This is a genomic window from Erythrobacter sp. (assembly GCF_040217515.1).
Classification (GTDB): Bacteria; Pseudomonadota; Alphaproteobacteria; order Sphingomonadales; family Sphingomonadaceae; genus Erythrobacter.
Window position 1 is genome coordinate 52,393 of the sequence record NZ_JAVJPT010000005.1, and the last position, 24,859, is coordinate 77,251.

A 24,859-nucleotide genomic window follows, 5' to 3' on the forward strand; every position below is an offset into this window, starting at 1 on the left:
CGATTAGCGGCAGAAAAGCGCGCGGGCTACCCTGTGAAATGACCCGTCCGCCGCCGCCCTCAGCGAACCCGTGGGCCGCCGAAGGGCAGCGGGGGAGGCGGCTTGCGCGAACCGCGCGGAAGCTGCGCCTGGTAGGCTCGCCCGCAATGCTCGACGCAATAGGGAAAGCCGGGATTGACCGGTTCGCCGCAGAAATGGAAGTCGGGTTCACCCGGGTGACCCATGGGCCAGCGGCAGACCTTGTCCGAGAGGTCGAGCAGGCTGGTTTTGTCGGCGATTTCGGGGCTCGGCTTGGCGGGGACAAGGCGGCGAGGTGGGGCTGGCGGAATCGGAGCCTGCTGGTCGCCCGGGCCCTGGCGAAGAAAACCGCCCGGGCCGACCGATACGATCTTGGGCAGGTTCTGCTCCTCCTTGGGCGGGTTATCCGCCGCAGCGGGCGCATCGGTGCCTTCTGTCGGCTGTGCTGGCGCTGCTGCCTTCTGCGTCGTCTTGGCGACCGGATCTTTGTTTGCTGCGGGCGTCTCATCGGCCTTTGCTGCCGGTCTGGCCGGCGAAGCGCCCTTTTTTGGGGGAGTGGGCTTGGCTGCCTGCTTTTTCGGCGCAGGCTTCTTCTTGTCGTTAGCCTTGACCGGCGAGGGGCGCGATTTGAGCCCGAGACGATGCGCCTTGCCGATCACCGCATTACGGCTCACTCCGCCCAGTTCGTCGGCGATCTGGCTCGCGGTGGCGCCGCTTTCCCACATCTTCTTGAGCGTTGCGATGCGCTCGTCAGTCCAGCTCATAGGTTTTCGATTCCGTTCCTGATGGTTGCGCCCGGACCGCTGCGTGTGAACCGGCTGCGCGGTGGGCGGGGCGGGTGTTGCCAGCGCTTGCCCAAGCACGTAGGCGCTGGCGCATGGCCGATCAAGCATCCACCGCCGAATCGTCGGCGAGATCCTCCCATTCCGGGCCTGCCAAAGCTGGTGAGGCCGGAAGCATGGCCTTTACCCCTCGCGGGCGCCCAGTCATTACCGGGATCAATCGCGTCGGGCTCTACAGCCTCTATATGAAGGAGGTCCGGCGGTTTCTCAAGGTGCAGACCCAGACGATCTGGGCTCCGGCGGTCACGACCCTTTTGTTTCTGGTAATCTTCTCGGTCGCGTTGGGCCGGGAGGGACGCGAGGTGCTGGGCGTCCCGTTCTCCAGCTTCGTCGCACCCGGCCTCATTGTCATGGGAATGATGCAGAATGCGTTCGCCAACTCGAGCTTCTCGTTGCTTTCGGGTAAGATCCAGGGGACCATCATCGATCTTCTGATGCCGCCGCTTTCGCCAGGCGAATTGATGGCGGGGATCGTCGCAGCGGCGGTTACTCGCGCGGTCGCGGTGGGCTGCACGGTGGCGCTTGCGATGGTTCTTTGGCCGGGCGTGAGCGTGCCTGTCGCACATGTCTGGGCGATCGTCTGGTTCGGACTGATGGGGGCGGTGATGCTTTCGGTCTTCGGTCTTGCGACCTCGATCTGGGCTGAGAAGTTCGATCACAATGCCGCGATCACCAACTTCGTCATCGCTCCGCTCTCTTTGCTGTCCGGGACATTTTACGTGATCGACAACCTCGCGCCCGCATTCCAGGCGGTGAGCCGGGCCAATCCGTTTTTCTACGTTATCTCGGGCTTTCGCTACGGCTTTCTGGGCGAAAGTGATATTGGATCGGCGACCCAAGTGGTGTGGGCGGCGGTCGGCATGGGGGTGTTCAACGTGGTGCTCGCCTTGATCGTCTACACGATCCTGAGGTCCGGCTGGAAGCTGAAAAGCTAGGCCAAGGTCGCAGTGACGGGCTGAATATGGCAGCAGACTTGCTTACGCGTCCGCTGCGCCGAACGCCCGAAGACATTGCGGGGCGCAAACGCCGCCAATTTCAATGGGTCAGCGAGCGCCGCATCCGATAGCGACCGTCCTCGAAACTTTCGAACAATTGCGGGACTGTCGGATGGTCGATCGGCCCGCCTTTCGCATCGCCCACAAGATTGCCTTGGCTGACATAGGCGACATAGCTCGACTCGTCATTTTCGGCGAGGAGATGGTAGAACGGCTGATCACGGTCGGGACGAATGTCCTCCGGAATCGACTGATACCATTCCTCGCTATTGGCGAAAACCGGATCGATATCGAAGATCACTCCGCGAAAGCTGAACAGGCGGTGGCGGACCACATCGCCGATGCCGAAGCGGGTGCGGGTTTCAAGCGGGGCGTAGATCGTGCGCCCCGCCTGCGTCGAAAAGAACTGAGCACGTTCCATAGTGAGCAGGATATGGGTCCTTCGTCTGCCATGGCAAGGCGCGGTGCTGCGGCAGGCGCGAGATATGCCCGAATTTTGTCTGCGATCGGGACTTGGCAAGTGCCGGGCCATGGGGTAACGGGCCCGCTCCCGGCCAGCCCGCCGAAGCGTTGGACCGACGCGGAGGGATGGCCAGGGCTCGGTCGCCAGTCGCAGGAGCCAGCCGCTCTCGGCGTCCGCAACAGCCGTCGGAGAGGTGCCGGAGTGGTCGAACGGGGCGGTCTCGAAAACCGTTGTGCCTTCACAGGTACCGAGGGTTCGAATCCCTCCCTCTCCGCCAGCTACCCCCAGCACGAATGTGTGCTTCCTTGGGGCATGCCGAAGACGGCGGAACCGGCGGCTTTGCGTAGGGCGATCGCCCGACTAAACGGGGAACAGCGCTGCGGGAGATGTTCACCGAGTACACCGCGCGAGTGCCCGTACCCGATCCCTTCGCACCACAGGACCCGTAAGACAAACCGGACGACGGCCCCTCCCGCCGGATCCGCCGCAGCGGAGCGGAACTCGTTGTCCTCGCGTGAAAAAGGGCATTGCAGGCAAGAGGCGCAAGACCGTCCCGAAACACGTCAGGGGCGGAAAGGAAAAAGCATCCTTGCGCCCCGGCATTTCGAACAGGCCATGGCGTGGAGTGCCACTCTCCCGTTCAATCGCGAAAAGCGCGCTGAAACTGATCGACCAGCGGCTTTGTCACGTAAGACAGAATCGAACGGCTTCCAGTCTCGATGAAGAGTTCCGCCGGCATCCCAGATACGAGTTCTTTGCCCTCGGAAAGCCTGGGGCTCTGCCGGTTTATCGCCACTCTCACTCGAAAGAGCCGTGCTCCCGTGTTTTCTTCGGTCACGGGGTCAGCCGATACGAAGATCACTTTGCCTGTCAGTTCGGGCGTGGTCGCCTGATTGAACGCGGAAAGCCTGATTCGGACTGGCTGCCCCACCTCTACCCGGTCGATGTCGGTCGGAAGCACTAGGCCGTTGAACACTAGCCGATCTTCCCGAGGCACGATCTGCAATATCGTCTCGGCTGGTTGGACGACTTCACCAATCGCGCTGAAGGCAAGCTTGTCCACCGTTCCGGCATAGGACGAGCGTATCTCCGAACGACTGAACTTGTCCTTCGCACTGGCGCTGGCAACACGTTGCTCATTGATCGCGGATTCGACCCTTGCCAGATCTGCACTCGCCCGCGTCCGGGCCGTCTGGCCGACCTGTATGCGCTTCTCCTGTGCCTCTGCGATCCCGGCATTCGCTCTCGCGATACTGGCCCGCAGCGAACCGATAGAGCCATCGAGATCGATCGCTGTGCGCTCCATTTCGTTCAGTCGGCGGATCGTCACATAACCTTGCCCGTGCAGCTCGCGGACCATTTCAAGCTCTGGTTGGATCAGCCTTTGCTGCGCTTCGAGTGAGCCGATTTGTGCCCGGTAGCCGTCAATCTGGCGGTTCAGCTGATTGACCCTCTCATCAAGCTGCAAGCGCAAGTTGGACTGTTCCGCTCGGTTCAATTCGAAACGGCGCGCTTCGTTACGAATTGCCTCGCGCGCATCATCGCTTCTGTCGTTGAGCAGCTCTGCGGGAAAGCGAATGGCTCCAAGGTCGGCGACTTCCGCGGAGAGCCTCGCGCGCTGCGCGAGCAATTGTGCCAGGGAACGTTCGGAAAACTCGGCATTGACCGAACTCACCTGCGCATCCAGCCGAATGAGCAGGTCGCCTTTCTCCACCCTGTCGCCATCGGCGACGAGGATTTCCTCGATGACGCCGCCCGTCGGGTGGGCGATCCGTTTGATCCGTGTCTCGGGTGCGATCTCCGCAGTCGCAATCACGGCGCCCCCTATCGGCACGAGGAAGGCGCCGAACAGCACCAGACCCGCCAGAATGGCCGCCGCCGTTATCGCAAGGCGTGCTCGCCCCCGAGCGCTCTCATCATAGCTTTCGGCCAGAGCAAGTGGCTCCGCAGGAATGGCAATCGGCTGATGTGAATTCATGAACCTGCCCCTGCCGCGTCAGCACTAGGCAAAGCGGTGATTTGGGCGAGAATCGGATCGCGATCCCCAAATGCCGCCATGCGACCGTTCCGAAGCACCATCACCCTGTTTACCTGGCGCAGAGCCGATGGCCGATGCGCCACGATGGCCGTGATCGCGCCGCGTTCCCGCAAGCCCTTTATCGCCGTGTCGAGCGCCGCCTCGCCTTCGGAGTCGAGGTTGGAATTGGGTTCATCCAGAACAACCATGAATGGGTTTCCATAAAGCGCACGCGCCAATCCGATGCGTTGTCGTTGACCAGCCGAAAGCTGAGTACCGCCGACACCGATCATGGTGTCGTATCCGCTCTCGAGGGCGAGGACTATTTCGTGCACACCAGCTGACCTTGCAGCCGCGATGACCTTGTCAGATGGCATGATCGGATCGAAGCGCGCAATATTCTGCGCGATGGTACCATCGAACAGCTCGACATTTTGCGGCAGGTATCCGAGATGCTGGCCGATATTTTCGGGCGACCATTGATCGAGTCGAGCGCCGTCGAGCCGAACACTTCCGGCATATGGCGACCATAGCCCGATGAGCCCCCGCACCAGTGTCGTCTTGCCAGACGCGCTAGGGCCGATGATACCCACGGCATCGCCTGCCTGAAGTCGGAATGACACGCCTTCAATGACCGGGACTTCGGTTCCGGGCGGGGCAACAGCGAGGGCCTCGACATTCAAATGTTCGCTGGGTGGCGGCAATTGCGTGGTGTGGGGAGCCCGGTCGGGGACTGCGGATAGCAGCCGATCCAGCCTCGCCCAACCTTGGCGCGCAAGTGTGAATGATCCCCAGTGTGCGATGGCCTGGTCGATCGGCGCGAGCGCGCGCGCGGCCAGAATGGATGCTGCGAAAACTATGCCGCCACTTGCTTCTCCCGCAAGATACAGGAGCGCCCCGACGGAGAGAACAAGGCTCTGCAGAAAAAGGCGGAAGATCCGACTAATGCCGCTGATAAGTCCGCTCGTGCGTGCAACGTCGTGCTGTGCGGTATTGAGTTGGGCGTTGGCCGCTTGCCAACGCTCCATCATGCTTGGGCCCATGCCCAATGCATTGATGACTTCCATATGACGCTGCAAATCCATGGCCAGCTTCGATCGTGAAGCGCGTGACCGGCTGAGCTGCTGGCTCGGCTCGGAGGTCATCCGGTCGTTCAGATAGGTGAGCGACACGAGGATCAGGGCACCGACCAGAGCCGTCACGCCGAGCCATATGTGCAGGAGAGACAGCAGGCCTATGAAGAGCAGGAGCCAGGGCAGATCCATCAATGCTCCGGGCCCGGGCGAACTAAGGAAGCTCCTGACGCTGTCCAGATCACGCATGGGAGTCAGGCCGTCATTGCGTTCCTCACCGGCCTCGAGCGCGAGCCTCGAAATCAGTCTGTATACCTGACCTGTCATCCGGGCATCGAACGCCGCTGCCACATCGCCGAGAAGTCGGACCCGCAAAAGATCGAACAAGCCCTGAAAGACATAAACCACGATGACCATGGCGAAGAGGCCGAACAGGGTTGCCGTATTGCCGCTCGGCATAACGGAGTCGTAGATCAGCAGCATGTAGATCGGGCCGCCGAGCAGCAACACGTTGAGGATAGCGCTGAGAAACGCGACCGTCATGAGCGCGGATTGCGACTTCTTCAATGCGTCGCGAAGTTCAAGGCTGCCTGATTCTTGCATGCTCGAATTGGGTGCTAGCAGTTTGCGGGTACGGCGCGAGTCCCGAAGGCCCTTGGCTCCGTGTTGGTCCAGGGATTGTCCGAAATTGCGAGATCGTGGTCCGGGCCAAGACCGGCGGGCACCCGGGGGCCTCAGTCTGCACTTACCCGCTTATCGGGCTCCCCGTTTCCTCAGGAAAGTCGGACCATCGGTCCGGGTACGCGGCCTTGGCAATCGCCTCTGCCTCGTTCTGCGCACTGATGGTGTGCTCTTGCGAACCCCCCCGTCTTCTTCATGTCGCCCATTTTCGCCGGGACCGCCCGCCGAACGAACGTGTCCAACGCTAGGTGACACCCTCGTCGATAGCAATACGAGGCATCTTAAACACGAGGTACCGTGTGGGCGCGTCGCGACACGTGGTATCGGCCAAAGCCTCAGATTTCCGCCACGCGCCAGCGGCGCACTCGGCCAGTGTTGAAACGCGACGCATCTTGCATGTTGCATGCTCGCGCAGGCGCAGGCGCAAGCGCGGTAGCGGCTCTCTGAAGCAGGACCGTTGCTGTCAACTGTTCGGCTTGTGAACGCCAGAGTGGTGCCGCAGCAGCCCGTTGTTTTTCTCAAAGCATAAACATCGCCCAAGCGTTCTTTTCCAACGTTGAAGACGAGCTGCAGTGCTGGAAAGCGCTAGTCTTGGCAACCTCCGGGCGATGGGGCCAAGGCAGTCTGCCGACGCTTGGAACCTATCCGGGATTAAAGGTTGCAAGTGGCGCATTACCGCGCCCTCGCGGGTGCAGCAACATCGCCATCGGTGCGCGCAAAGCCAAGGCTGGCAAAATTGCAACAATCTTACGCGGATGATGTCTCCGGCATTACGATCTGGTGAAACGTTCTTGACACGCTTCGAGCCCGCATCAATCCTGACGCAGTGCAGCAAAGACAGGGGCAGCCATGACATTCACGAAGCTTTCTTCTCACGCTCTTCTCCTCGCCGCAGCGAGCGCGCTCCCGCAGGCGGCGCTCGCGCAGCAGGCTCCCGACAGCGATGGGCAATCCGACGATCAGGTCTCGATGGATGGCGCGATCGTTGTCACCGGCTCGCGCATCGCGACCGATTCCACCACTTCGCTGGCGAGCCCCGTGCAGGTCATCACCGCCGAACAGTTCAGGAATTCGGGCGAGATCAACGTCGCCCAGACCCTTCGCGAGATCCCGGCGCTGCAGGGCTCGGACCCTGCAACCCTGTCGAGCGCACAGGACCTTGCGCTGACCGGGGCGAGCACTCTCAACCTGCGCCAGCTCGGCACCAACCGGACCCTCGTGCTGCAGGACGGGCGCCGCCATGTCCCGGGCATCGCCGGAACCGCGACAGTCGATGTCGGGTCGATCCCGCAGGCGCTGATCGGCAGCGTCGAGGTGCTCACCGGCGGCGCATCGGCGGTCTATGGCGCGGATGCGGTGTCGGGCGTGGTCAACTATGTCATGCGCACGGGCCGGGATTTCGACGGGCTCGAATATCGGCTGCAGACCGGGATCAGCGATGAAGGCGATGCGGAGGAATTCTACGGCTCGGTCGCGGGCGGCGGGACATTCCAGGACGGGCGCGGCAGCGCGGTCTTCGCTGTCGAGTATAGCCATTCGACCGCGGTCCTGAACGGAGACAGGCCGAATTTCGCAGGCCCCGGCTTTTCGTCGCTCAACCCGAGCAACCCGTTCCTCAACGACATCCTCGGGCTCGATCCGAATGCGGAGCAAGCTTTCGTTCCCGACCGCAGGCTCCCGGTTTCCAGCGCCGGCTCGACCATCGCCGTCGATCCGACGCCGTTCGCCTTCCCGTTCGGCCAGCTCCTCTCCTTCGTCAACAATTTCAACCCGGCGACCGATACCGTGCCGAACATTCCGGGCACCGACATTCCGGTGCTGCAAGTGATCGACGAGAACGGCAATGTGCGGGCCTTCAACCCCGGCATTTCGACCGGCGCCTTCAATGCGAGCGGGGGGGACGGCATTTTCATCCAGGGAACCGCACCCGGACTGACTCTCATTCCCGAGCTTACCCAGGTGACCGCAGCGGCCGGCTTCGATTACGAGATCACGCCCACGCTCACATTCTTCGCGGATGCGAAGTTCTCATACACCGAGACATCCGACGTGTCGGGCATTCCGTTCTCCGACGACATCCCGATTGCGCTCGACAACCCGTTCCTTCCGACGGCAATCCAGAACCAAATTCCGGTTCTCGACGCGCTCTTGCCCGGCGAGACGCCCAGCATTTTCGTAGCGCGCGACAATGTCGGCTCGGAAACCAATTCGGGGACCAGCCTCGAGCGTTCGACCATCCGAGCGACCGGCGGGCTGCGCTGGGAAGCGCCCGACAGCAATGTCTCCTTCGAGGCTTTCTATGCTTGGGGCCGGACCGAAGTCGACGACACGTTCCGCAATGCACGGATCAATGACCGCTATTTTACCGCGATCGATGCCGTCGCCCTGACCGAAGCGGATCTCGACGGCACAAATCCGAATGTCGCGTTTGGCCCGGGCGGCGTGGGCACGCTCAATGCAATCCGCAACGGCGAGGACATCGAGATCACGCCGGGCACCGCGCAGGTCGGCGATATCGTCTGCCGCTCGGAGCTGACCGGGCTTCCGGCTCCGGCTTCGCAATTCGTCGGTGGTCCGCCGCTGTTTGCGCCCGGGACGACAATCAACGGGGTCGATGTCGGCGGGCTCACCCGATCCGTTACCTTCCAGGTCGGCGACGGCTCCTGCGCACCGATCAACATTCTCGGGCCCAACTCGATCGGCGGGGCCGGCGCAGACTTCGCTTTCATCGACCTGCTCGACAACACCGTGATCGAGCAGCAGCAATTCCTCGCCGTCCTTTCGGGCGATACGGGCCATTTCTTCGAACTGCCCGGCGGCCCGATCGGCTTTGCGGCGGGTTTCGAATATCGCCGCGACGAATCGCAGTTCACACGCGCCAACTTTTTCTCGATCGAACCCAATGTCGTCACGAACAACAGTGTGCCGCTGTTCGATTCGCCGACCGACGGGCAGGGGATCAGCGTGTATGAAGGCTTCGGCGAAATCCGCCTGCCGCTGCTCGCGGACATGCCCTTCGTCAACCTTTTGGAAGTGACCGCCTCGGGCCGTATCTCCGACTACAACACGATCGGCACGACTGAGACCTATTCGTTCGGTGCGATCTATTCGCCGGTCGAATGGCTGACCTTCCGCGGCACCTATTCGCGCGCGGTGCGGGCGCCCAATATCGGTGAGCTCTTCGCGCCGCAGGGCGCCGCGTTCATCGGCGTGGATGCCGACCCGTGCGATGACGGCAATATCAACAACGGAAGCTCCAACCGGCCCGACAACTGCCAGCAATTCGTCGCTCCGGGCTTCGATTCGTCCGACTTCCTGACGGCATTTGTCACCGGGACCACGGGCGGCAACCCCAACCTGAACGAGGAGACGTCGGACAGCTTCACGATTGGCGGCATCTTCCAGCCGCGGGGAATTCTCGGCGGCGCGCTGGATGGGCTCACGCTGATCGTGGACTATTACGACATCGAGATCGAGGATGCTGTTGGCAGCCTCACCGGTGCCGCCATCGCCGCAGCTTGCGTGGATCTTCCCTCAATCGACAACCAGTTCTGCGACGCGATCCAGCGCGATCCGAACAATGGCGGTGCGATCTCGGGGTTCACTTCGGGCAATATCAACCTCGCCGTGCTCCGGGCGCGGGGTATCGACTTCGAAGCGCGTTACCGCTTCGACGCGCCCTTCGGCGGGAATCGCGACTGGGGCTTCTTCGAGCTGCGGGCCGCGGGCACGCGTTTCCTTGAAAGGTTCACCGAAAGCGATCCCGTGATCGGCCAGACGATCGCGGACGAACCCGATCCGCTCCAGCAGGAATTGCTGATCGCCGACCAGGCCACCGTGAGCGACCTGCTCGGCGTGATCGGCAACCCGGAGTGGATCGTCAATTTCGGGGTCAACTGGACGATGGATCGGCTGAGCATCGGCTGGCGCGGCCGCTTCGAGGATTCCGCGCTCCAGTTTTCGAACGCGGACGCGACCGACGTCGAGATCGTCGATGGGGCGGTCGTCGTCTCGCCGAACGAAGGGCTGGCCGACCCGTCGCAGCTCACCACCGGCACCGGTTTCGAGCAGGACATAAATGTCAGCTATCGGATCACCGACGACATCGAGGTCTTCGGCGGTATCAACAACCTGTTCGACGTCGAGCCCTTCCTCGGCAGCCTCGCGCGTCCGGTCAGCCCGCGCGGACGGTTCTTCTTCCTCGGCGTGTCGGGGAATTTCTGAGCCGGGCTAGCGCTCACGCAGACGCACGAAAAGGGCGCGAGCGGATATTCCGCCCGCGCCCTTTTTCCTGCCTGCAAGCCAGCCTTGGCCGGACGATAATCGTGCGATGGTCAGCGCATGCGCGATGGAGCGACCAGCACCGCATTTGCGATCAACAGGTCGAGCCCGTCGAGATAGGCCCTCGTCGAAGGATCATAGGCGAACCCGATCGTCAGCCCGTCTCCGCTCGGCTGAGCCATCAGGTAGGGCTTGAAGGCGAGCTGCCGACGGTTCTCCTCCCACACATAGCCGCTGGCGATCAGGCTGTCGGCCGCGGCGAAACGCAGGACATTGGTTCCTTCGTCGCGGTCCAGAGGGGTGAAAATCCGCGAACCACTCGCCAGCACCACGGCACCGTCATCGTAGCCTGCCGAGAGGAAATTCTCCGTGTCGGCGACCGTGTTGAGCAGGGCGCCCGGTAGCGTATCCGGCAGCGCCTCCTGGTCGGCGATGACGTCCCGATAGGCTTCTTCGTCCGCAATCTCGACCGCTTGGGCGAGGCTGCTGTCCGTTTCCTCCTCGTCCTTTTCATCCTGCGGAGCGCGCCCGAGAGCGGCCTCGCGCTTGATCGAGAGCAGCGGGTCATCCCCGCCCGCTAAGGCACCCAGGCTGCCCTCGATGGCGACCAGCACCCCGCCGCGCTCTACGAACTCCGCGAGAGTGCCGAGCCCGCTGTCACCGAGCTGTTCGCGCGGAGAGCCATCGGGGATCACGACCACGTCGTAATCGGCAAGATCGGCGCGGGCCAAGCGGTCCGTCCGGATCGGCACGACCGGAAGGCCGAGGCGTCGCTCGAGCACGAAGCGCATCGCCCCGGCGCTGAGCTGGGAAATCCCCTCGTCCCACGCGAGCGCGACCCTGGGGAGGGTCAGCCGGACGAAGGCATCGCTGCCGAGATTGGGGCCATCCTCGACCCAGCTGTCGCCGAGCGCGACTGTTTCGGCTCCGGATTGGCTGGCCAGCACGCGCAGTCGCTGCATCTTTTCCGGAGTATTGTTCGCCGCCGGGAAGATCACCGTTCCGCGCGGGAAAATGCGGCCGCCCTTGGTGAAGGCCTCGTCGGTGATCCGCGCTTCGATCCCTTCGCGCAGGGCGAGCGCGACGAGGCGTGCCTGGCCACTATCGGTCCACGGCACGGCGACTGCGAAATCGCCCGATCCGCTGGTGAGCGCAGTTATCGGCGCGCTACCTGCCAGCGCTTCTCCGGGCACGGCAGCGTTGCACAATTCGGCGCTGACACCGGACATCAGCGCAACGGACCAGGCGGTCACGTCGTATAGTTCATGCGGCAGGTCTTTCGCGCGCCGCCGTTCCTGTTCGGCAATGAACCCGCGCGGCAGTTCGGTATCGCGGTCAAGCAGGCTGCGCACGAGCTTGGCAGCGGGCTGTGCCTGCGGAACCGCGATGTAGCCTTGGGGATAAGAGCGCCCGCATGCAGTCGCCGGGCCGGACCGGCGGAGCACTTCTATGCCCTGCGCGGCGAGCCGTCGCCCGAGGCTTTCCGCATTCCAGCGGCGGCTTGCGAGGTCGATGACATAGGCCCCGTCCCCGGCCTTTCCGCGCGTATTCGCAGCGCGGTAGGCAGCATAGTCGGCAAGGAAGCGATCGGAGTTCATCGCTACCGCTTCCGCTGTCGAGAGGCTGGCGACGAAGTGATTGCGTACCGCATCGGCATAGCTCAGCACGGTCCCGTCGCGGCGCTCCCAAACGAGGCCGCGCGGCGATCCCTGCTCGTAGGTCATGCCGATCGCACCCTGATGGGTGTTCCAGGTGTCGCCGTAGCCAGGATAGAACAGGTCATAGACCTCGCGGGTGAAATAAGGCTCGCCCATCCGGTCGAAATATCCCGCATTGTTGCGGCCGATGAGTTCGTAGAGCCGCAATTGTTCGGGCGTGATGTTGGGATTTACCGGGTCGGCGGCGGGGGCGAAGAAATAGGTGTCGTCGCCGCTCATTTCGTGCAGGTCGACGACGACGACCGGGTTCCATTCCCCGATCGCTGCGACCTTCCCGCGCGTCTCCGGCTGGCTCAGCGTGAACCAGTCGCGATTGAGGTCGAACATGTAGTGATTGACCCTGCCGCTCGGCCAGGTTTCATCGTGCTCCGCCGCCTGCCGATCGCCGATCGGCACCGTACCGAGCGCATCGCGGAAATGGTGGACGAACCGTGCGCGGCCATCCGGGTTCTGGACGGGATCGATGATCACCACCGTCTCGGACATGATCCTTTCCGCGCGCTCATCGGCCTTGGCGGCGAGCAGGTGATAGGCGGTCATCAGCGCCGCATCGGTCGAGGACACCTCGTTTCCGTGCACGCTATAGGCGAGCCAGGTGACGGGCAGCGCGTCGCCATTGCTTGGCCGACCGGCAGCGATATTGGCCATGTCCGCCCGGATGGCTTCTATCCGTGCCATATTTTGCGGCGCCGTCAGCACCAAATAGTGGAGCGGCCGACCCTGCCAGCTTGTCGCATAACGGACGAGCCGTGCTCGCTCCGGCGCAGCCTCGACCAAGGCCTTCAGATAGCTTTCGGTCTCTTCGGGCGAGGTGATCCTGCGTCCCGGCTCGTGCCCGACGATCTCGCTCAGGGTGGGAATGGCAGGGTCGAACTCCGCCTCGAGGAAGGACTGGGCGAGCGCGCTCCCGCCGATTGCGAAGCTGCAGAGCATAGCTGTGCATGCCGCGGCAACGCGGCGCCAAATCACGACCATTTTCTTGTCCCCGATTGTCCTCTTCGAATGCTCAAGCGTTCGAATAAACGTCTCCGCAGGTCAAGTGGGCCGGTCAGGTCTGCCCCAATTCGCGCACACTGGCACGGCGCGCGCGGATCATTCCTCATAGCCCTCGAAGACGAAGCGCTGGACGCGGCGGCCGGTGTTCACCTCGCTCGTGTAGACGTTCCCCTCGCTGTCGACATCGACACTGTGGAGCCAGATGAATTGCCCGGGATAGCGGCCGTTGCGACCAAACCAGCCGACGATCTCGTGATCCGCGCGGGTCAGGATCCAGACTCGCCCATTCATCATGTCGGCGACATAGACATAGGTGCCGTCCGGGCTGAAGGCGACATCGCTCGCGGTGCGGGTTCCTCCGGTTTCGGGCGCGATCACGACATTCTCTAGGAATTCGATCCCGTCGGGGCCTTCGCGGAAGACCTGCACCCGGTTGTTGCGGCGGTCGCAGACATAGACGGTGTCCTCCGGCCCGCGCACCACACAATGGACCATCGGCTCGAAATCCCCGGCTTGCGGGTCCGGCCCGCCCTCGGCGGTGCTTGTGGCCATCGACTGGTCGAAAGCTCCGCCGCGCGTGCCCGAGCCCGGTTCTGTCCCATAGGCGCCCCAGAGTTGTTCGAAGGATAGGTCCTCGCTCGCGAATGCGATCACTCGGGTGTTGGTGTAGCCGTCTGCGACCAGAACGCTCTTGCCGTCGTGCGCTATGTCGGCTGGATTACCGAGATAGGTCTCGGACAGGTTTCCTTTAGTCACCTGCCGCCGTCCGATCTGGCGGATGAATTCGCCGTCCTGCGTGAAATTGAGCACGACGTGATCGCCGTTACCGTTACCGCCGATCCAGACCGTGCCCGCCTCATCGACGTAGAGGCCGTGGACATTGGCGGGCCACTGTTCGTCGCCTTCTTCGACCCGGTCACGTCCTTCGCCGGTAAAGGCACTTTCGCCGGGCGCAAGGGCTGGACCGCCCCAACTGCGCAGGAGATTGCCGTCGCTGTCGAACTGGAGGACGTGCGGCGGCGCCTTGCAACAGGCGGCGGTCAGCGGCGGATCGTTCTCCCGACCGATTTCGGTCGGGTTGAGCGAATTGGGCCGCGTGAGGATCCAGATCGTGTCGTCGCTCGCTACCGCAAGGCCCGGAACCTGTCCCAGGATCAGGTCGCCGGGCAGTTTCGGCCAGCTCGCATCCACTTTGAAGGTGGGAAGCGGGACACCCTCCTTCACCCGCCCGTTTTCCACCTCGACCATTGCATCGGGGCCCGATCGTGCGGCGATGGCGCCGGGCATAAGGGCGAGAGCGCCTGCTAGCGCGATAATGGCTGCTTTCATCTTGTCCTCTTCCCGCGGGCGCATCTATCCGCTCATTTGCCCGATAATCTCCGGCAGGGCCTGCGCATAGCGTTCGACATCTTCCAGCCTGCCGGTGCTGACCCGCGACCATTGCTTCCACGGGCCGTAGGCACCCCTTATGCGCACGCCGCGCTGCTCCATTGCGGTGCGCACCGTATCGGCATCGGGGACCTTCACATAGACGAAATTGGTCTGCGAGGGCAGTGCGGTTAGCCCGGCTTTGCTGACCGCATCTAGGATCATTGCGCGCCCTTCCAGCACCTTGGCGCGCGAATCCGCGAGAAAACCAGTGTCATTATAGCTGGCGATCGCCGCGGCGACACCAGCGACATTTCCGCCGAAGCTCATCAGGTAGCCGCGGATGAGGTCGGCGTTTTCCTCAGTAGTGACCGCATAGCCGACCCGCATCCCGGCCATGCCGTAGATCTTGGAGAAGGTCCGGCACACGATCACGTCGCGTCCGGACCGGGCGAGGTCGATGAGCGTGTTGTCGCCCGGCGCGTCGGTCAGCTCGTTATATGCCTCGTCCACCAGCAGCGTGGCCGTGGGCGTTACGGTGTCGGCGAAGGCCCGCATTTCGGCCGAAGGTATGAGCATGCCGGTCGGGTTGTTGGGATTGCAGACCTGCACCAGCGCAATGCTGTCATCGAGCCTTGCGGTCATGGCGGCGAGGTCCACGCCCATGTCGGAGCCCAGCGATACGCGCACCGCCTCGACCCCCTGCCGCTCGCCGTAGCGCACGGTCGTGTCCCAGAACAGGTCCGGGCACAGCACCTTGCCTTTCGCCCCCCAGGCCAGCGCGATTGCGCACAGGATCTCGGTCGAGCCGCTGCCCAGGACGACCTGGCGCGGGCTCACCCGATGACGCTCGGCGATCATGTCGGCCAGTCGGCCTAGCCCGCGATCGGCGTAATAGCAGCCCATCCGCGCGCTTTCGGCGACGGCCCTGAGCGCCGAGGGGGCCGGGCCATAGGGATTTTCGTTGCGGCTTAGCAGCGCTTCGCCCCCGACCGGTCCGAAATCGCTCGCCGCCGTGGGTGCTGCAGCGGCCAGCGGAGACAGCGCCCCTCCTGCGAGCGGTGCGATTCCGGCCGACAGGCCCGCGCCGACGAGAAACGATCTTCGGTTGCTGTGCATGTCCACTGCTCCTTTGTTCGGGCTTTAGTATTTCGCGATCATCGTCGTCCCGACGAGGATGAGGTAAATGCCGAAAACCCGCCGCAGCAGGGCGGGCGAAAGCAGGTGCGCGGTCGCAACACCCAGCGGGGCGAACACGACCGAGGTCAGCACGATTACGAAAGCGGTGGGCAGGTTGACATAGCCGATCGAGCCCCAGGGCAGCCCTTGCTCGCCCATGCCGATCAGGAGAAATCCTATGCTGGCCGGGACCGCGATGATCGCGCCCATTCCCGCTGCCGTCCCGATCGCGCGGTGGATCGGCGTTCCGCACATGGTCATGGTGAGCGTGGCGATGGTCCCCCCGCCGATCCCCAGAAGCGCCGAGATTGCGCCCAGCGATCCGGCAAGGCCCAGCCGTGCAGCGCCGCCCGGCATGGCCGACAGAACGGGTTCCTCGCCGCGCTTGGGCAGCAGGAAATAGACCGCGAAACCGAGCACGCCGAGGCCGAAGATCACCGCCAGCGTCGCGCCGGAAATTCGGTCCGCGATCAGTGACCCCGCAACCGTGCCGAGCACAACCCAGGGCGCCCAGCTTTTCAGGATCGCGAAATCGACCGATCCGCGACGCGCATGGCTCTGGGTCGAACGGGCCGAGGTAAAGATGATGGTGGCGAGGCTCGTTCCCACCGCGATGTGCGGGACCTGATCGGCGCCGACCCCTAGCAGCGGCAGGATGAAGACGAGCGCCGGCACGACCACGAAGCCCCCGCCGATGCCGAAAAGCCCGGCGGCGAAACCGGCTCCCGCCCCAACGGCGAGAAGCACCGGGATGGCAAATGTCAGGGATGCAGCGTCGCCCACAGGATCTTTTGTAACGTGTATCCCCGCCCTGCCAAGCGAATTGTTGCAGCGCAGCACGGCTTGGTCTTGCGATCGGTTCCCCTCGGGGCCGCGTCGGAACGCGAGGCGCGAACTAGCATTTGTTAGCCATGAACAAGCTCAAGGGTTCCTCGACAATAGCGAAAGTCACCGTCTGGTATGACGGCGCATGCCCGCTCTGTCTGCGCGAGATCGCGCTGATGCGGCGGCTCGACAGGCGCCGTGCGATCCGCTTCGTCGACGTGTCCGAACATGGCGAGCCGGACTCGTGCCCGATCGACCGGGCAACGTTGCTCGAACGCTTCCACGCCTCTGAGGACGGCAGGCTCCTCGAAGGTGCGGCCGCCTTTGCCGCGATGTGGCGCGCTATTCCGCTGCTTCGCCCGCTCGGCCTCGCAGCGCGCTGGTCGCCGGTCCTGCGCATTCTCGAGGTCGGCTATCGCCGGTTTCTCAAGATCCGCCCGCGGCTCCAGCGCTTCTTTGCGTGAAGCGCGAATTGGCTCTTGCCCCGCGCCTTGCCTTGCTCTGAAGCGTGCGCGAGAGAGATAGGAGGAGAGGAGCCGCGATGAGCTATTTCGGCGCGATGCAGAACGAGATCTACAATGCCGGGTTGAAAGGCATCCTGCCCGATTACCCGGTCGATTTCGCCACGCTGGAAAAACGCGCGCACGAGGCGATGGGGTCAAGCCTGACCAATTACGTAGCGGGCGGTTGCGGCGACGAACACACGCAGGACCAGAATGCGGCGGCCTTTCATCATTGGGGCATGGTTCCGCGCATGATGGTCGATTGTTCGACCCGCGACCTTTCTGTCGAGCTGTTCGGGCAGACTTACGACACGCCGCTTTTCATGGCCCCGATCGGCCTCAACGGCGAAGCCTCGCAAGATCGCCACGGCGACATGGCCGCCGCGCGCGCCTCTGCCATGACGGGCGTGCCCTTTTGCGCCTCGACGCTGGCCAACGACCCGCTCGAGGACGTGAAGCAGGCCTGTGGCGAAACGCCCGCATGGTTCCAGCTTTATACGCCGCGCAACCGCGAGCTCGCCGAAAGCCTTATCCACCGGGCCGAGGAGGCGGGCTATTGCGCGCTCGTCGTCACTCTCGATACCTGGGTGACAGGCTGGCGACCGCGCGATCTCAATGCGTCGAATTTTCCCCAGCTGCGCGGCAAGGTGCTGCAGAACTACTTTACCGATCCGGTTTTCCGTTCGCTTTTGGCCAAGCCGCCCGAGGAGGATCCGGCAGCAGCGATCTTCACCTGGGCTGCGACTTTCGGTCAGGTGCTGACCTGGGACGACATGGAATGGTTCAAGTCGGTCACGGACCTGCCTATCATCCTCAAGGGCATCAACCATCCCGAAGATGCACGGCGTGCGGTCGATACCGGAGCGGATGCAGTCTATTGCTCCAACCATGGCGGGCGGCAGGCCAATGGCGGGATCGCGACGATCGACCTGCTCGCCGACGTGGTGGAGGCGGCGGGCGATATCCCGGTCCTGTTCGATTCGGGCGTGCGATCCGGAACCGACGCGGTCAAGGCGCTGGCGCTGGGGGCGAAGGCGGTCGGGGTCGGGCGTCCCTACACCTATGGCCTTGCGCTCGGCGGGGCGGACGGCGCGGCCTGGGTGCTGCGCACGATCCTGGCAGAGGCGGACCTGCTGATGGCGGTCAACGGCTATCCCACGCTTGCCGACGTGCGCGACGCGGGCGCGATACGGACCGATCGCTGAGTTTTTTGCTGCACCTGCTCATAGGGGTGGCAGGGCAAAAATATCGCACGGCCCAGAAATTACGAAACTAAGGGGAACTGCGGGCTTGACGCAAGGCGAAAAAGTTTCGCCAGCGGGTCAATTCCGACTCAAATTTCCACAGATTCGGTGTTAGTGTGCATTTGCTAACAATTTGCGAATCGGGGACGCAAAGATGGAAAGACCGACGATCTGGTCCAGCGGTCCGGATGCCATGGGCCGCACTGTCTGCACGCATGACGAACTGGGCCGCCGGGCCCATTATGGCCGAATTCAGCCGATGGAAGATTCGGGTCCGCTGCGCTCAATCCTGTCGCGGTTCATTTCCCTTTCCTGATCTGGTCGACTGGGATGTAAGGCTGCGACATCTTACTCGCCTGATTTCGCGACGGTGACCAGCTTGGTTTCGGTATAACCGAGATAGCCTTCAACGCCGCTTTCCGAGCCGAACCCGCTGTCGCCCGTCCCTCCGAACGGGGTTTCGGGCGACCCTACAGCGAAATGATTGATCGCGACCATTCCGGCCCGCAGTTCTCGCCCCAGGTAATGGCTCTCATCGAGCGAGGCGGTGAAGGCATAGGCTGCCAGACCGTAGCGCAGCGAGTTGGCGATGCGCACCGCATCCTCGATGTCGTGATAGGGCATGATCCCTGCGACGGGGCCGAAGGGCTCTTCCACCATCAAGCGGCTGTCCAATGATGGCGCAGCGATCACGGTCGGCTCGAAAAAATGCCCCGGCCCCTCGATCGGCTTGCCCCCGGTGACGATTTCGCCCTTCTTTCCGCCGAGCGAAGCCATCAATTCCTGCATCGCCGCGACCCGACCGCCATGGGCGAGGGGGCCCATATCAATAGTGTCGTCGTTGCTGGCATCGCCGACCTTGAGCTTGCTCGAGCGCTCGGCGAATTCGGCGACGAACCTATCGTAGACCCCGCGTGCGACGAGGAAGCGCGTGGGCGAGACGCAGACCTGCCCGGCATTGCGGAACTTGGTTGCCGCGCAAACCGCGACAGTGCGCTCGAAATCGGCGCTTTCGCCGATCACGACCGGCGCGTGGCCGCCCAGTTCGGGGGTGAAGCGTTTCATCCCCTGCGCCGCGAGCGCGCCGAGCCGCTTGCCCACCGCAGTGGAACCGGTGAAGCTCACCTTGCGGGTGACCGGCGATGCTATGAGATGCTCGGAAATCATCGCAGGGTCGCCATAGACGAGGTTCAGCACGCCTTCGGGCAGGCCTGCATCGACAAAGCATTCGACCAGCATCTGCGCGCTTGCGGGCGTGGTCTCGGCGGGCTTGAGGATCGCGCTGCATCCGGCCGCCAGCGCCCCGCCGATCTTCTTGGCCGGCAGGTTGATCGGAAAATTCCACGGGGTGAGCAGCACGGCTGGGCCCACCGGCTCTTGCGTTACGCGTTGTTCGAGAATGGCATGGCTGCGCGCCGGCACGATCCGCCCGCCCTGCCGCTTGGCTTCCTCGGCGAGAAAGTCGATAAGGTCCGCTGCCCCGGTGGTTTCGGCCATCGCCTGCCCGTGCGGCTTGCCCATTTCGAGTGTCACTACGCGCGCGATGCTTTCGGCCCGTTCGCGCAGCAGGTCGGCGGCGCGGCGAATGACACGGAAGCGCTCGATCGCGGGGGTCCGGCGCCACACTGGAAAACCATTCTCGGAGGCCTCGAGAGCGGCGTCGAGCTGCTCTGTCGAGGCTTTGGGCGCATGGCCGATCGCCTTTTCGGTGGCGGGATTGACCACAGGTATTGCGCCTTCGCCGCCGTCGGCGATCCACTCGCCGCCGATCAGCATGCGGACTTGGGGATAGGTGGTCATGCGGGTCTCCTTCGCGCGTTTCGTCTCATCCCGGCCCCTTTCAAACCCGGCGGCGCTTTGCAACCAAACTCGTTACGATTGTAACTTTGTTGCGCCTCTTCTAGCGGGAGCGGACAACTCATCCCCAGGAGCGAATCATGCTTGTCGGCGTGCCAAAGGAAATCAAGAATCACGAATACCGTGTTGGGCTGACCCCGGAGGCGGCGCGCGAATACATGGCCGCAGGCCATTCGGTTGTGGTCGAAGCGGGCGCGGGAACGGGCATCAGCCAGGACGACGAGGCCTACCGTGCCGCGGGCGCCGAAATCGTCGAAACGGCGGAGGAGGTCTTTGCCCGCGCCGACATGATCGTGAAGGTCAAGGAACCGCAGCCGAACGAATGGGTGCAGCTGCGCGAAGGGCAGATCCTCTACACCTACCTCCACCTCGCCCCCGATCCCGAGCAGGCGAAGGGGCTGATGGAAGCGGGCGTGTCGGCCATCGCCTATGAGACCGTCACCGGGCCGGGCGGCGGCCTGCCGCTGCTCGCCCCGATGAGCGAGGTCGCAGGCCGTCTCTCGATTGAGGCAGGGGCCCATGCGCTGCGGGCGAACAATGGCGGGCGCGGCACGCTGTTGGGCGGTGTTCCCGGCGTGCTTCCGGCCAAGGTCGTCGTGCTCGGCGGCGGCGTCGTCGGTACGCAGGCGGCGCGTATGGCGGTGGGTCTCGGCGCGAATGTCGAGATATTCGATCGATCGATCCCGCGCCTGCGCCAGCTCGACGAGATGTTTCAGGGCCGTGTCTCTACTCGTTTTTCGACCACCGGCACAATCGAGCAGGCCATATGCGATGCCGACATGGTCGTGGGTGCCGTTCTCATCCCAGGTGCAAGCGCGCCGCATCTCGTCACCCGCGACATGCTCGGCCTGATGAAGAACCGCTCGGTTCTTGTCGATGTGGCGATCGACCAGGGCGGCTGTTTCGAAACCAGCCACGCTACCACGCACGAGAACCCGACTTACGAGGTCGACGGGATCATCCATTACTGTGTCGCCAACATGCCGGGCGCTGTGCCGCTCACCTCGAGCTATGCGCTTGGTAACGCGACGCTGCCTTTCGGGCTTGCCCTTGCAGGCAAGGGCATTGCGGCGTGCGAGGAGGACCCGCACCTTGCGCCCGGCCTCAATGTGCATCAGGGCCGGATCGTGAACCGGGCCGTGGCGGAGAGCCTCGGCTTCTGAACTCAGAACGGAGACACGCCCCATGAAGACCAGAGCCGCCGTCGCCTTCGAACCGAAAAAGCCGCTCGAGATCGTCGAGCTCGACCTAGAGGGGCCGAAAGCGGGCGAGGTGCTGGTCGAGATCATGGCGACCGGCATCTGCCACACCGATGCCTACACGCTCGACGGGCTCGACAGCGAGGGCATCTTCCCCAGCATTCTCGGTCATGAGGGCGCAGGCATCGTGCGCGAAGTCGGCGCGGGGGTGACCAGCGTCGTCCCGGGCGATCACGTGATCCCGCTCTACACGCCCGAATGCCGCCAGTGCAAAATGTGCCTGTCGGGCAAGACCAACCTGTGCAGCGCGATCCGCACGACGCAGGGCAAGGGGTTGATGCCGGACGGAACATCGCGCTTCAGCTACCGGGGCGAGACGATCTACCACTACATGGGCTGTTCGACCTTCTCGAACTTCACCGTCCTGCCCGATATCGCGGTCGCGAAGATCCGCGAGGACGCGCCTTTCGAAACCAGCTGCTATGTCGGCTGCGGGGTCACGACGGGCGTGGGCGCGGTGGTCAACACGGCCAAGGTCGAGCCGGGTGACAATGTCGTCGTCTTCGGGCTCGGCGGGATCGGCCTCAACGTCATGCAGGGGGCGAAGATGGCGGGCGCGGACCGGATCGTCGGCGTCGACATAAACCCGGCCAAGCGCGAATGGGGCGAGAAGTTCGGCATGACGGACTTCGTCGATGCACGCGAGACGAAGGACGTGGTCACCCATATCGTCGAAATGCTCGACGGGGGCGCGGACTACTCCTTCGACTGCACCGGCAATGTCGAGGTGATGCGGCAGGCCTTGGAATGCTGCCATAAGGGCTGGGGCACCTCGATCATCATAGGCGTCGCCGAAGCGGGCAAGGAAATCGCGACCCGGCCCTTCCAGCTCGTCACCGGGCGCAACTGGCGCGGCACGGCTTTCGGCGGGGCGAAGGGCCGCACCGACGTGCCCAAGATCGTCGACTGGTACATGAACGGGAAGATCGCCATCGACCCGATGATCACCCACACCTTGAGCCTCGATGAGATCAACAAGGGCTTCGACCTGATGCATTCGGGCGAGAGCATCCGCAGCGTGGTGGTCTATTGATGGAGACGGTTTCCGAAAGCCGCAGCCATGGCGGCACGCAGGGTGTCTACACCCACGCCTCGCGCGAGACGGGCTGCGAGATGACCTTCGCCGTGTTCGTCCCGCCCCATGCGCCGGGCGAGACACTGCCGGTGCTATGGTATCTCTCGGGTCTTACCTGCACCCATGCGAATGTCATGGAAAAGGGTGAATACCGCGCCGCTTGCGCCGAGCACGGCGTGATCCTCGTCGCGCCCGACACCTCCCCGCGCGGCGAGCACGTGCCCGATGCGGCGGACGAATACGACTTCGGCAAGGGCGCAGGATTCTATCTCGATGCGACGCGCGAGCCGTGGGCGAAGCATTACCGGATGCGCTCCTATCTCGAGCGCGAACTGCCGGAACTCATCGCCGCGAATTTCCCTGCCGATATGGAGCGGCAGTCCATCACCGGCCATTCGATGGGCGGCCATGGCGCGCTCACCATGGCGCTGCGCGATCCCGCACGGTTCCGTTCGGTCAGCGCCTTCAGCCCGATCGTCGCGCCGTCACTTGTGCCGTGGGGCGAGAAGGCGTTCTCGCGCTATCTCGGCGAGGACCGGGCGGCGTGGCGCGAATACGATGCGGTCGCGCTGATCGAGGACGGTGCGCGCCATGACCACCTCCTCGTCGATCAGGGAACCGCCGACAATTTCCTCGAGGAGCAACTCCAGACGCACCGCCTTTCCGAGGCCTGCGAAGCCGCCGGGATGCGCGCGACGATCCGGATGCAGGAGGGTTACGACCACTCCTACTTTTTTGTCTCGACCTTCATGGCCGAGCACGTCGCCTTCCACGCCGAGCGGCTCAAGGCCTAGGCCTGCCCGCTCAGGCCTGCACGACTTCCTGCTCGATCGCGCCGAAGATCGAGTGATTGTCCGCATCGCGCATCTCCACCCGCACCGTGTCGCCCGGCGCCATGAAGCGGGTCGACGGCTCGCCGTCGCGGATCGTCTCGATCATGCGGATTTCCGCGATGCACGAATAGCCTAGGCCGCCGTCGGCGACCGGCTTTCCGGGGCCGCCGTCGGGATCGCGGTTCGAGATCGTGCCAGACCCGATGATCGAGCCCGCGCACAGCGAGCGCGTCTTCGCCGCGTGCGCTACCAGCTGCGCCATGTTGAAAGTCGCATCGACCCCGACCTCGGCCCGGCCGAAAGGCTCGCCGTTGTAATCGACCATCAGCGGCAGGTGGACGAGGCTGTCCTTCCAGGCTTCGCCCAGCTCGTCGGGCGTGACCGCAACGGGAGAGAAGGCGCTCGCCGGCTTGGACTGGAAGAAACCGAACCCCTTGGCGAGTTCGCCGGGGATGAGGCCTCGCAGGGACACGTCGTTGACCAGCATGACCAGCTTGATGTGGCCCGCCGCTTCCTCGTGGGAAACGCCCATAGGCACATCGTCTACGATCACGGCGACCTCGCCTTCCATGTCGCAGCCCCAGGCCACATCGCCCAAGGGAATGTCGCCGCGCGGGGGAAGGAAACCGTCCGAACCACCTTGGTACATCAGCGGGTCGTGATAGAAGCTTTCCGGCACTTCCGCCCCGCGCGCTTTGCGCACCAGTTCGACATGGTTGATATAGGCGCTGCCATCGGCCCATTGATAGGCGCGCGGCAGGGGCGAATGGGCGTCGCGTTCGTGGAAGCGTTCGCACGGCACCGCCTCGTGCTCGACATCGCGGGCGAGCACTTCCAGTTTCGGCGCGATCTCGGGCCAGTTGTCGAGCGCATATTGCAGCGTGGGGGCGATGTTGTCGGCGGCGCAGCAGCGGGTGAGGTCCTTCGAGACCACGACCAGCCTGCCGTCGCGTGTGCCGTCCTTGAGGGTTGCGACTTTCATGGTGTCTCCCTTTGCGGGTTGTCGCTCTGGTTGTCGGGGTGCGCGCGTCGGAACGGTTCGAGCGCGAGACAGGCCGCCTCGATCCGGGTCATGCGGGGGCTGGCGGACAGGTCGTAGTCGAACCGGCGCGCGTTGTAGAGCTGCGGGACAAGCACGGTCTCGAAAAGGCCGGGCGCATCGAACAGGAAATCGCCGGTGGCAAGCTGTTCGAGCCGTCGCTCGAGCGGGAGCAGAGTGCGCGCGAGCCAGTGGCGATACCACTCCCCGATCTCGCCTTGCGACTTGCCGAATTCCTCCTTGAGGTATTTGAGCACCGGCAGGTTCAGCGGCGCGTGCAGTTCGGTCGCGATCGCATAGGCCAGTTCGCGCGCGGTGTAACGCTCCTCGATATCAGCGGGCAGCAGCGGCTTTTCGGGATAGGCTTCGTCGAGCCATTCGATCAGCGCCATCGACTGCGCGCGGTCACGCCCGTCCGCCTCCAGCATCGGAACCGAACCGAAAGGGTTGCGGCTGGTAAAAGCCGCGCCCTTCTGCGCGCTTTCGAGAAGGTTTACCGGCACGTTCTCATAAGCGAGCGCTTTCAGTTCGAGCGCGATGCGCAGGCGATAGCTGGTCGAGCTGCGGTAGTAACCGTGGAGCTTCATGCCGCC

The 24,859-nt window shown here is 63.8% G+C and carries 18 protein-coding genes and 1 tRNA gene; 8 read left to right on the forward strand and 11 right to left on the reverse strand.

Annotation, left to right across the window (positions count from 1 at the left end; all coding sequences use genetic code 11):
* Positions 1 to 59: 59 nt before the first annotated feature.
* Positions 60 to 782 carry a GcrA family cell cycle regulator gene (locus tag RIB52_RS06185; protein WP_350174021.1) on the reverse strand — a complete coding sequence of 241 codons (723 nt, stop codon included), beginning with the start codon at positions 780 to 782 and terminating at the stop codon, positions 60 to 62.
* Between the two features lie 194 nt (positions 783 to 976).
* Between RIB52_RS06185 and RIB52_RS06190 the strand changes: the two genes are divergently transcribed.
* Positions 977 to 1,795, forward strand: a complete 819-nt coding sequence (locus tag RIB52_RS06190) for an ABC transporter permease (protein ID WP_350174765.1) — start codon at positions 977 to 979, stop codon at positions 1,793 to 1,795.
* Between the two features lie 100 nt (positions 1,796 to 1,895).
* Here RIB52_RS06190 and hspQ read toward each other — a convergent pair whose 3' ends face one another.
* Positions 1,896 to 2,276, reverse strand: a complete 381-nt coding sequence (hspQ, locus tag RIB52_RS06195; RefSeq protein WP_350174023.1) for a heat shock protein HspQ — start codon at positions 2,274 to 2,276, stop codon at positions 1,896 to 1,898.
* A gap of 229 nt (positions 2,277 to 2,505) precedes the next feature.
* On the opposite strand from hspQ, the gene RIB52_RS06200 reads away from it, so the two are divergent.
* Positions 2,506 to 2,595 (forward strand) — tRNA-Ser (locus RIB52_RS06200).
* Positions 2,596 to 2,958: 363 nt separating this feature from the next.
* On the opposite strand, the gene RIB52_RS06205 is transcribed toward RIB52_RS06200, so the two are convergent.
* On the reverse strand, positions 2,959 to 4,296 hold the full coding sequence (locus tag RIB52_RS06205) for an HlyD family type I secretion periplasmic adaptor subunit (protein WP_350174025.1): 1,338 nt from the start codon (positions 4,294 to 4,296) through the stop codon (positions 2,959 to 2,961).
* Positions 4,293 to 6,011 (reverse strand): type I secretion system permease/ATPase, encoded by a 1,719-nt coding sequence (locus RIB52_RS06210; RefSeq protein WP_350174027.1) that lies wholly within the window; start codon positions 6,009 to 6,011, stop codon positions 4,293 to 4,295. Before RIB52_RS06210 ends, RIB52_RS06205 begins: the two co-directional genes overlap by 4 nt.
* 927 nt (positions 6,012 to 6,938) lie before the next feature.
* Between RIB52_RS06210 and RIB52_RS06215 the strand changes: the two genes are divergently transcribed.
* Positions 6,939 to 10,313, forward strand: coding sequence for a TonB-dependent receptor domain-containing protein (locus tag RIB52_RS06215; protein ID WP_350174029.1), 3,375 nt, complete (start codon positions 6,939 to 6,941; stop codon positions 10,311 to 10,313).
* Positions 10,314 to 10,423: 110 nt separating this feature from the next.
* On the opposite strand, the gene RIB52_RS06220 is transcribed toward RIB52_RS06215, so the two are convergent.
* From RIB52_RS06220 to RIB52_RS06235, 4 genes are all read right to left on the reverse strand, one after another.
* On the reverse strand, positions 10,424 to 13,021 hold the full coding sequence (locus RIB52_RS06220; RefSeq protein WP_350174031.1) for a M14 family metallopeptidase: 2,598 nt from the start codon (positions 13,019 to 13,021) through the stop codon (positions 10,424 to 10,426).
* A gap of 159 nt (positions 13,022 to 13,180) precedes the next feature.
* Complete coding sequence (locus tag RIB52_RS06225; RefSeq protein ID WP_350174033.1) at positions 13,181 to 14,413, reverse strand: beta-propeller fold lactonase family protein; 1,233 nt, start codon at positions 14,411 to 14,413, stop codon at positions 13,181 to 13,183.
* Positions 14,414 to 14,437: 24 nt separating this feature from the next.
* Positions 14,438 to 15,571 (reverse strand): pyridoxal phosphate-dependent aminotransferase, encoded by a 1,134-nt coding sequence (locus RIB52_RS06230; protein ID WP_350174035.1) that lies wholly within the window; start codon positions 15,569 to 15,571, stop codon positions 14,438 to 14,440.
* 24 nt (positions 15,572 to 15,595) lie between these two features.
* Complete coding sequence (locus tag RIB52_RS06235; RefSeq protein ID WP_350174037.1) at positions 15,596 to 16,414, reverse strand: sulfite exporter TauE/SafE family protein; 819 nt, start codon at positions 16,412 to 16,414, stop codon at positions 15,596 to 15,598.
* A 128-nt stretch (positions 16,415 to 16,542) separates the two neighbouring features.
* On the opposite strand from RIB52_RS06235, the gene RIB52_RS06240 reads away from it, so the two are divergent.
* Positions 16,543 to 16,920 (forward strand): thiol-disulfide oxidoreductase DCC family protein, encoded by a 378-nt coding sequence (locus RIB52_RS06240; RefSeq protein ID WP_350174039.1) that lies wholly within the window; start codon positions 16,543 to 16,545, stop codon positions 16,918 to 16,920.
* A gap of 77 nt (positions 16,921 to 16,997) precedes the next feature.
* Positions 16,998 to 18,164, forward strand: coding sequence for an alpha-hydroxy-acid oxidizing protein (locus RIB52_RS06245; RefSeq protein ID WP_350174041.1), 1,167 nt, complete (start codon positions 16,998 to 17,000; stop codon positions 18,162 to 18,164).
* A gap of 387 nt (positions 18,165 to 18,551) precedes the next feature.
* On the opposite strand, the gene RIB52_RS06250 is transcribed toward RIB52_RS06245, so the two are convergent.
* The gene (locus RIB52_RS06250; protein ID WP_350174043.1) at positions 18,552 to 20,003 is read right to left on the reverse strand and encodes an NAD-dependent succinate-semialdehyde dehydrogenase; all 1,452 of its coding nucleotides are present in this window, start codon (positions 20,001 to 20,003) and stop codon (positions 18,552 to 18,554) included.
* A gap of 137 nt (positions 20,004 to 20,140) precedes the next feature.
* Between RIB52_RS06250 and ald the strand changes: the two genes are divergently transcribed.
* Genes ald through fghA form a run of 3 tightly spaced genes read left to right on the forward strand, consistent with a single transcriptional unit; the run spans position 20,141 to position 23,188 of the window.
* Positions 20,141 to 21,223, forward strand: a complete 1,083-nt coding sequence (gene ald / locus RIB52_RS06255; protein WP_350174045.1) for an alanine dehydrogenase — start codon at positions 20,141 to 20,143, stop codon at positions 21,221 to 21,223.
* Positions 21,224 to 21,245: 22 nt separating this feature from the next.
* A complete protein-coding gene (locus RIB52_RS06260; RefSeq protein WP_350174047.1) occupies positions 21,246 to 22,352 on the forward strand; it encodes an S-(hydroxymethyl)glutathione dehydrogenase/class III alcohol dehydrogenase in 1,107 nt (368 codons plus the stop codon).
* Complete coding sequence (fghA, locus tag RIB52_RS06265; RefSeq protein WP_350174049.1) at positions 22,352 to 23,188, forward strand: S-formylglutathione hydrolase; 837 nt, start codon at positions 22,352 to 22,354, stop codon at positions 23,186 to 23,188. Before RIB52_RS06260 ends, fghA begins: the two co-directional genes overlap by 1 nt.
* A 10-nt stretch (positions 23,189 to 23,198) precedes the next feature.
* Here fghA and RIB52_RS06270 read toward each other — a convergent pair whose 3' ends face one another.
* Both RIB52_RS06270 and maiA read right to left on the reverse strand, forming a co-directional pair.
* Complete coding sequence (locus RIB52_RS06270; protein ID WP_350174051.1) at positions 23,199 to 24,209, reverse strand: fumarylacetoacetate hydrolase family protein; 1,011 nt, start codon at positions 24,207 to 24,209, stop codon at positions 23,199 to 23,201.
* Positions 24,206 to 24,853 (reverse strand): maleylacetoacetate isomerase, encoded by a 648-nt coding sequence (gene maiA, locus RIB52_RS06275; protein ID WP_350174053.1) that lies wholly within the window; start codon positions 24,851 to 24,853, stop codon positions 24,206 to 24,208. Before maiA ends, RIB52_RS06270 begins: the two co-directional genes overlap by 4 nt.
* Between the last annotated feature and the right edge of the window lie 6 nt (positions 24,854 to 24,859).

Excerpts from the sequence above, each read along its gene's own strand:
- RIB52_RS06270 (WP_350174051.1), bottom strand. The coding sequence starts at position 24,209 with ATGAAAGTCGCAACCCTCAAGGACGGCACACGCGACGGCAGGCTGGTC.
- ald (WP_350174045.1), top strand. The coding sequence starts at position 20,141 with ATGCTTGTCGGCGTGCCAAAGGAAATCAAGAATCACGAATACCGTGTT.
- RIB52_RS06230 (WP_350174035.1), bottom strand. The coding sequence starts at position 15,571 with ATGCACAGCAACCGAAGATCGTTTCTCGTCGGCGCGGGCCTGTCGGCC.
- RIB52_RS06240 (WP_350174039.1), top strand. The coding sequence starts at position 16,543 with ATGAACAAGCTCAAGGGTTCCTCGACAATAGCGAAAGTCACCGTCTGG.
- RIB52_RS06205 (WP_350174025.1), bottom strand. The coding sequence starts at position 4,296 with ATGAATTCACATCAGCCGATTGCCATTCCTGCGGAGCCACTTGCTCTG.
- RIB52_RS06210 (WP_350174027.1), bottom strand. The coding sequence starts at position 6,011 with ATGCAAGAATCAGGCAGCCTTGAACTTCGCGACGCATTGAAGAAGTCG.
- RIB52_RS06260 (WP_350174047.1), top strand. The coding sequence starts at position 21,246 with ATGAAGACCAGAGCCGCCGTCGCCTTCGAACCGAAAAAGCCGCTCGAG.
- RIB52_RS06250 (WP_350174043.1), bottom strand. The coding sequence starts at position 20,003 with ATGACCACCTATCCCCAAGTCCGCATGCTGATCGGCGGCGAGTGGATC.
- hspQ (WP_350174023.1), bottom strand. The coding sequence starts at position 2,276 with ATGGAACGTGCTCAGTTCTTTTCGACGCAGGCGGGGCGCACGATCTAC.
- maiA (WP_350174053.1), bottom strand. The coding sequence starts at position 24,853 with ATGAAGCTCCACGGTTACTACCGCAGCTCGACCAGCTATCGCCTGCGC.
- RIB52_RS06185 (WP_350174021.1), bottom strand. The coding sequence starts at position 782 with ATGAGCTGGACTGACGAGCGCATCGCAACGCTCAAGAAGATGTGGGAA.
- RIB52_RS06225 (WP_350174033.1), bottom strand. The coding sequence starts at position 14,413 with ATGAAAGCAGCCATTATCGCGCTAGCAGGCGCTCTCGCCCTTATGCCC.
- RIB52_RS06220 (WP_350174031.1), bottom strand. The coding sequence starts at position 13,021 with ATGCTCTGCAGCTTCGCAATCGGCGGGAGCGCGCTCGCCCAGTCCTTC.
- RIB52_RS06215 (WP_350174029.1), top strand. The coding sequence starts at position 6,939 with ATGACATTCACGAAGCTTTCTTCTCACGCTCTTCTCCTCGCCGCAGCG.
- RIB52_RS06190 (WP_350174765.1), top strand. The coding sequence starts at position 977 with ATGGCCTTTACCCCTCGCGGGCGCCCAGTCATTACCGGGATCAATCGC.
- fghA (WP_350174049.1), top strand. The coding sequence starts at position 22,352 with ATGGAGACGGTTTCCGAAAGCCGCAGCCATGGCGGCACGCAGGGTGTC.
- RIB52_RS06245 (WP_350174041.1), top strand. The coding sequence starts at position 16,998 with ATGAGCTATTTCGGCGCGATGCAGAACGAGATCTACAATGCCGGGTTG.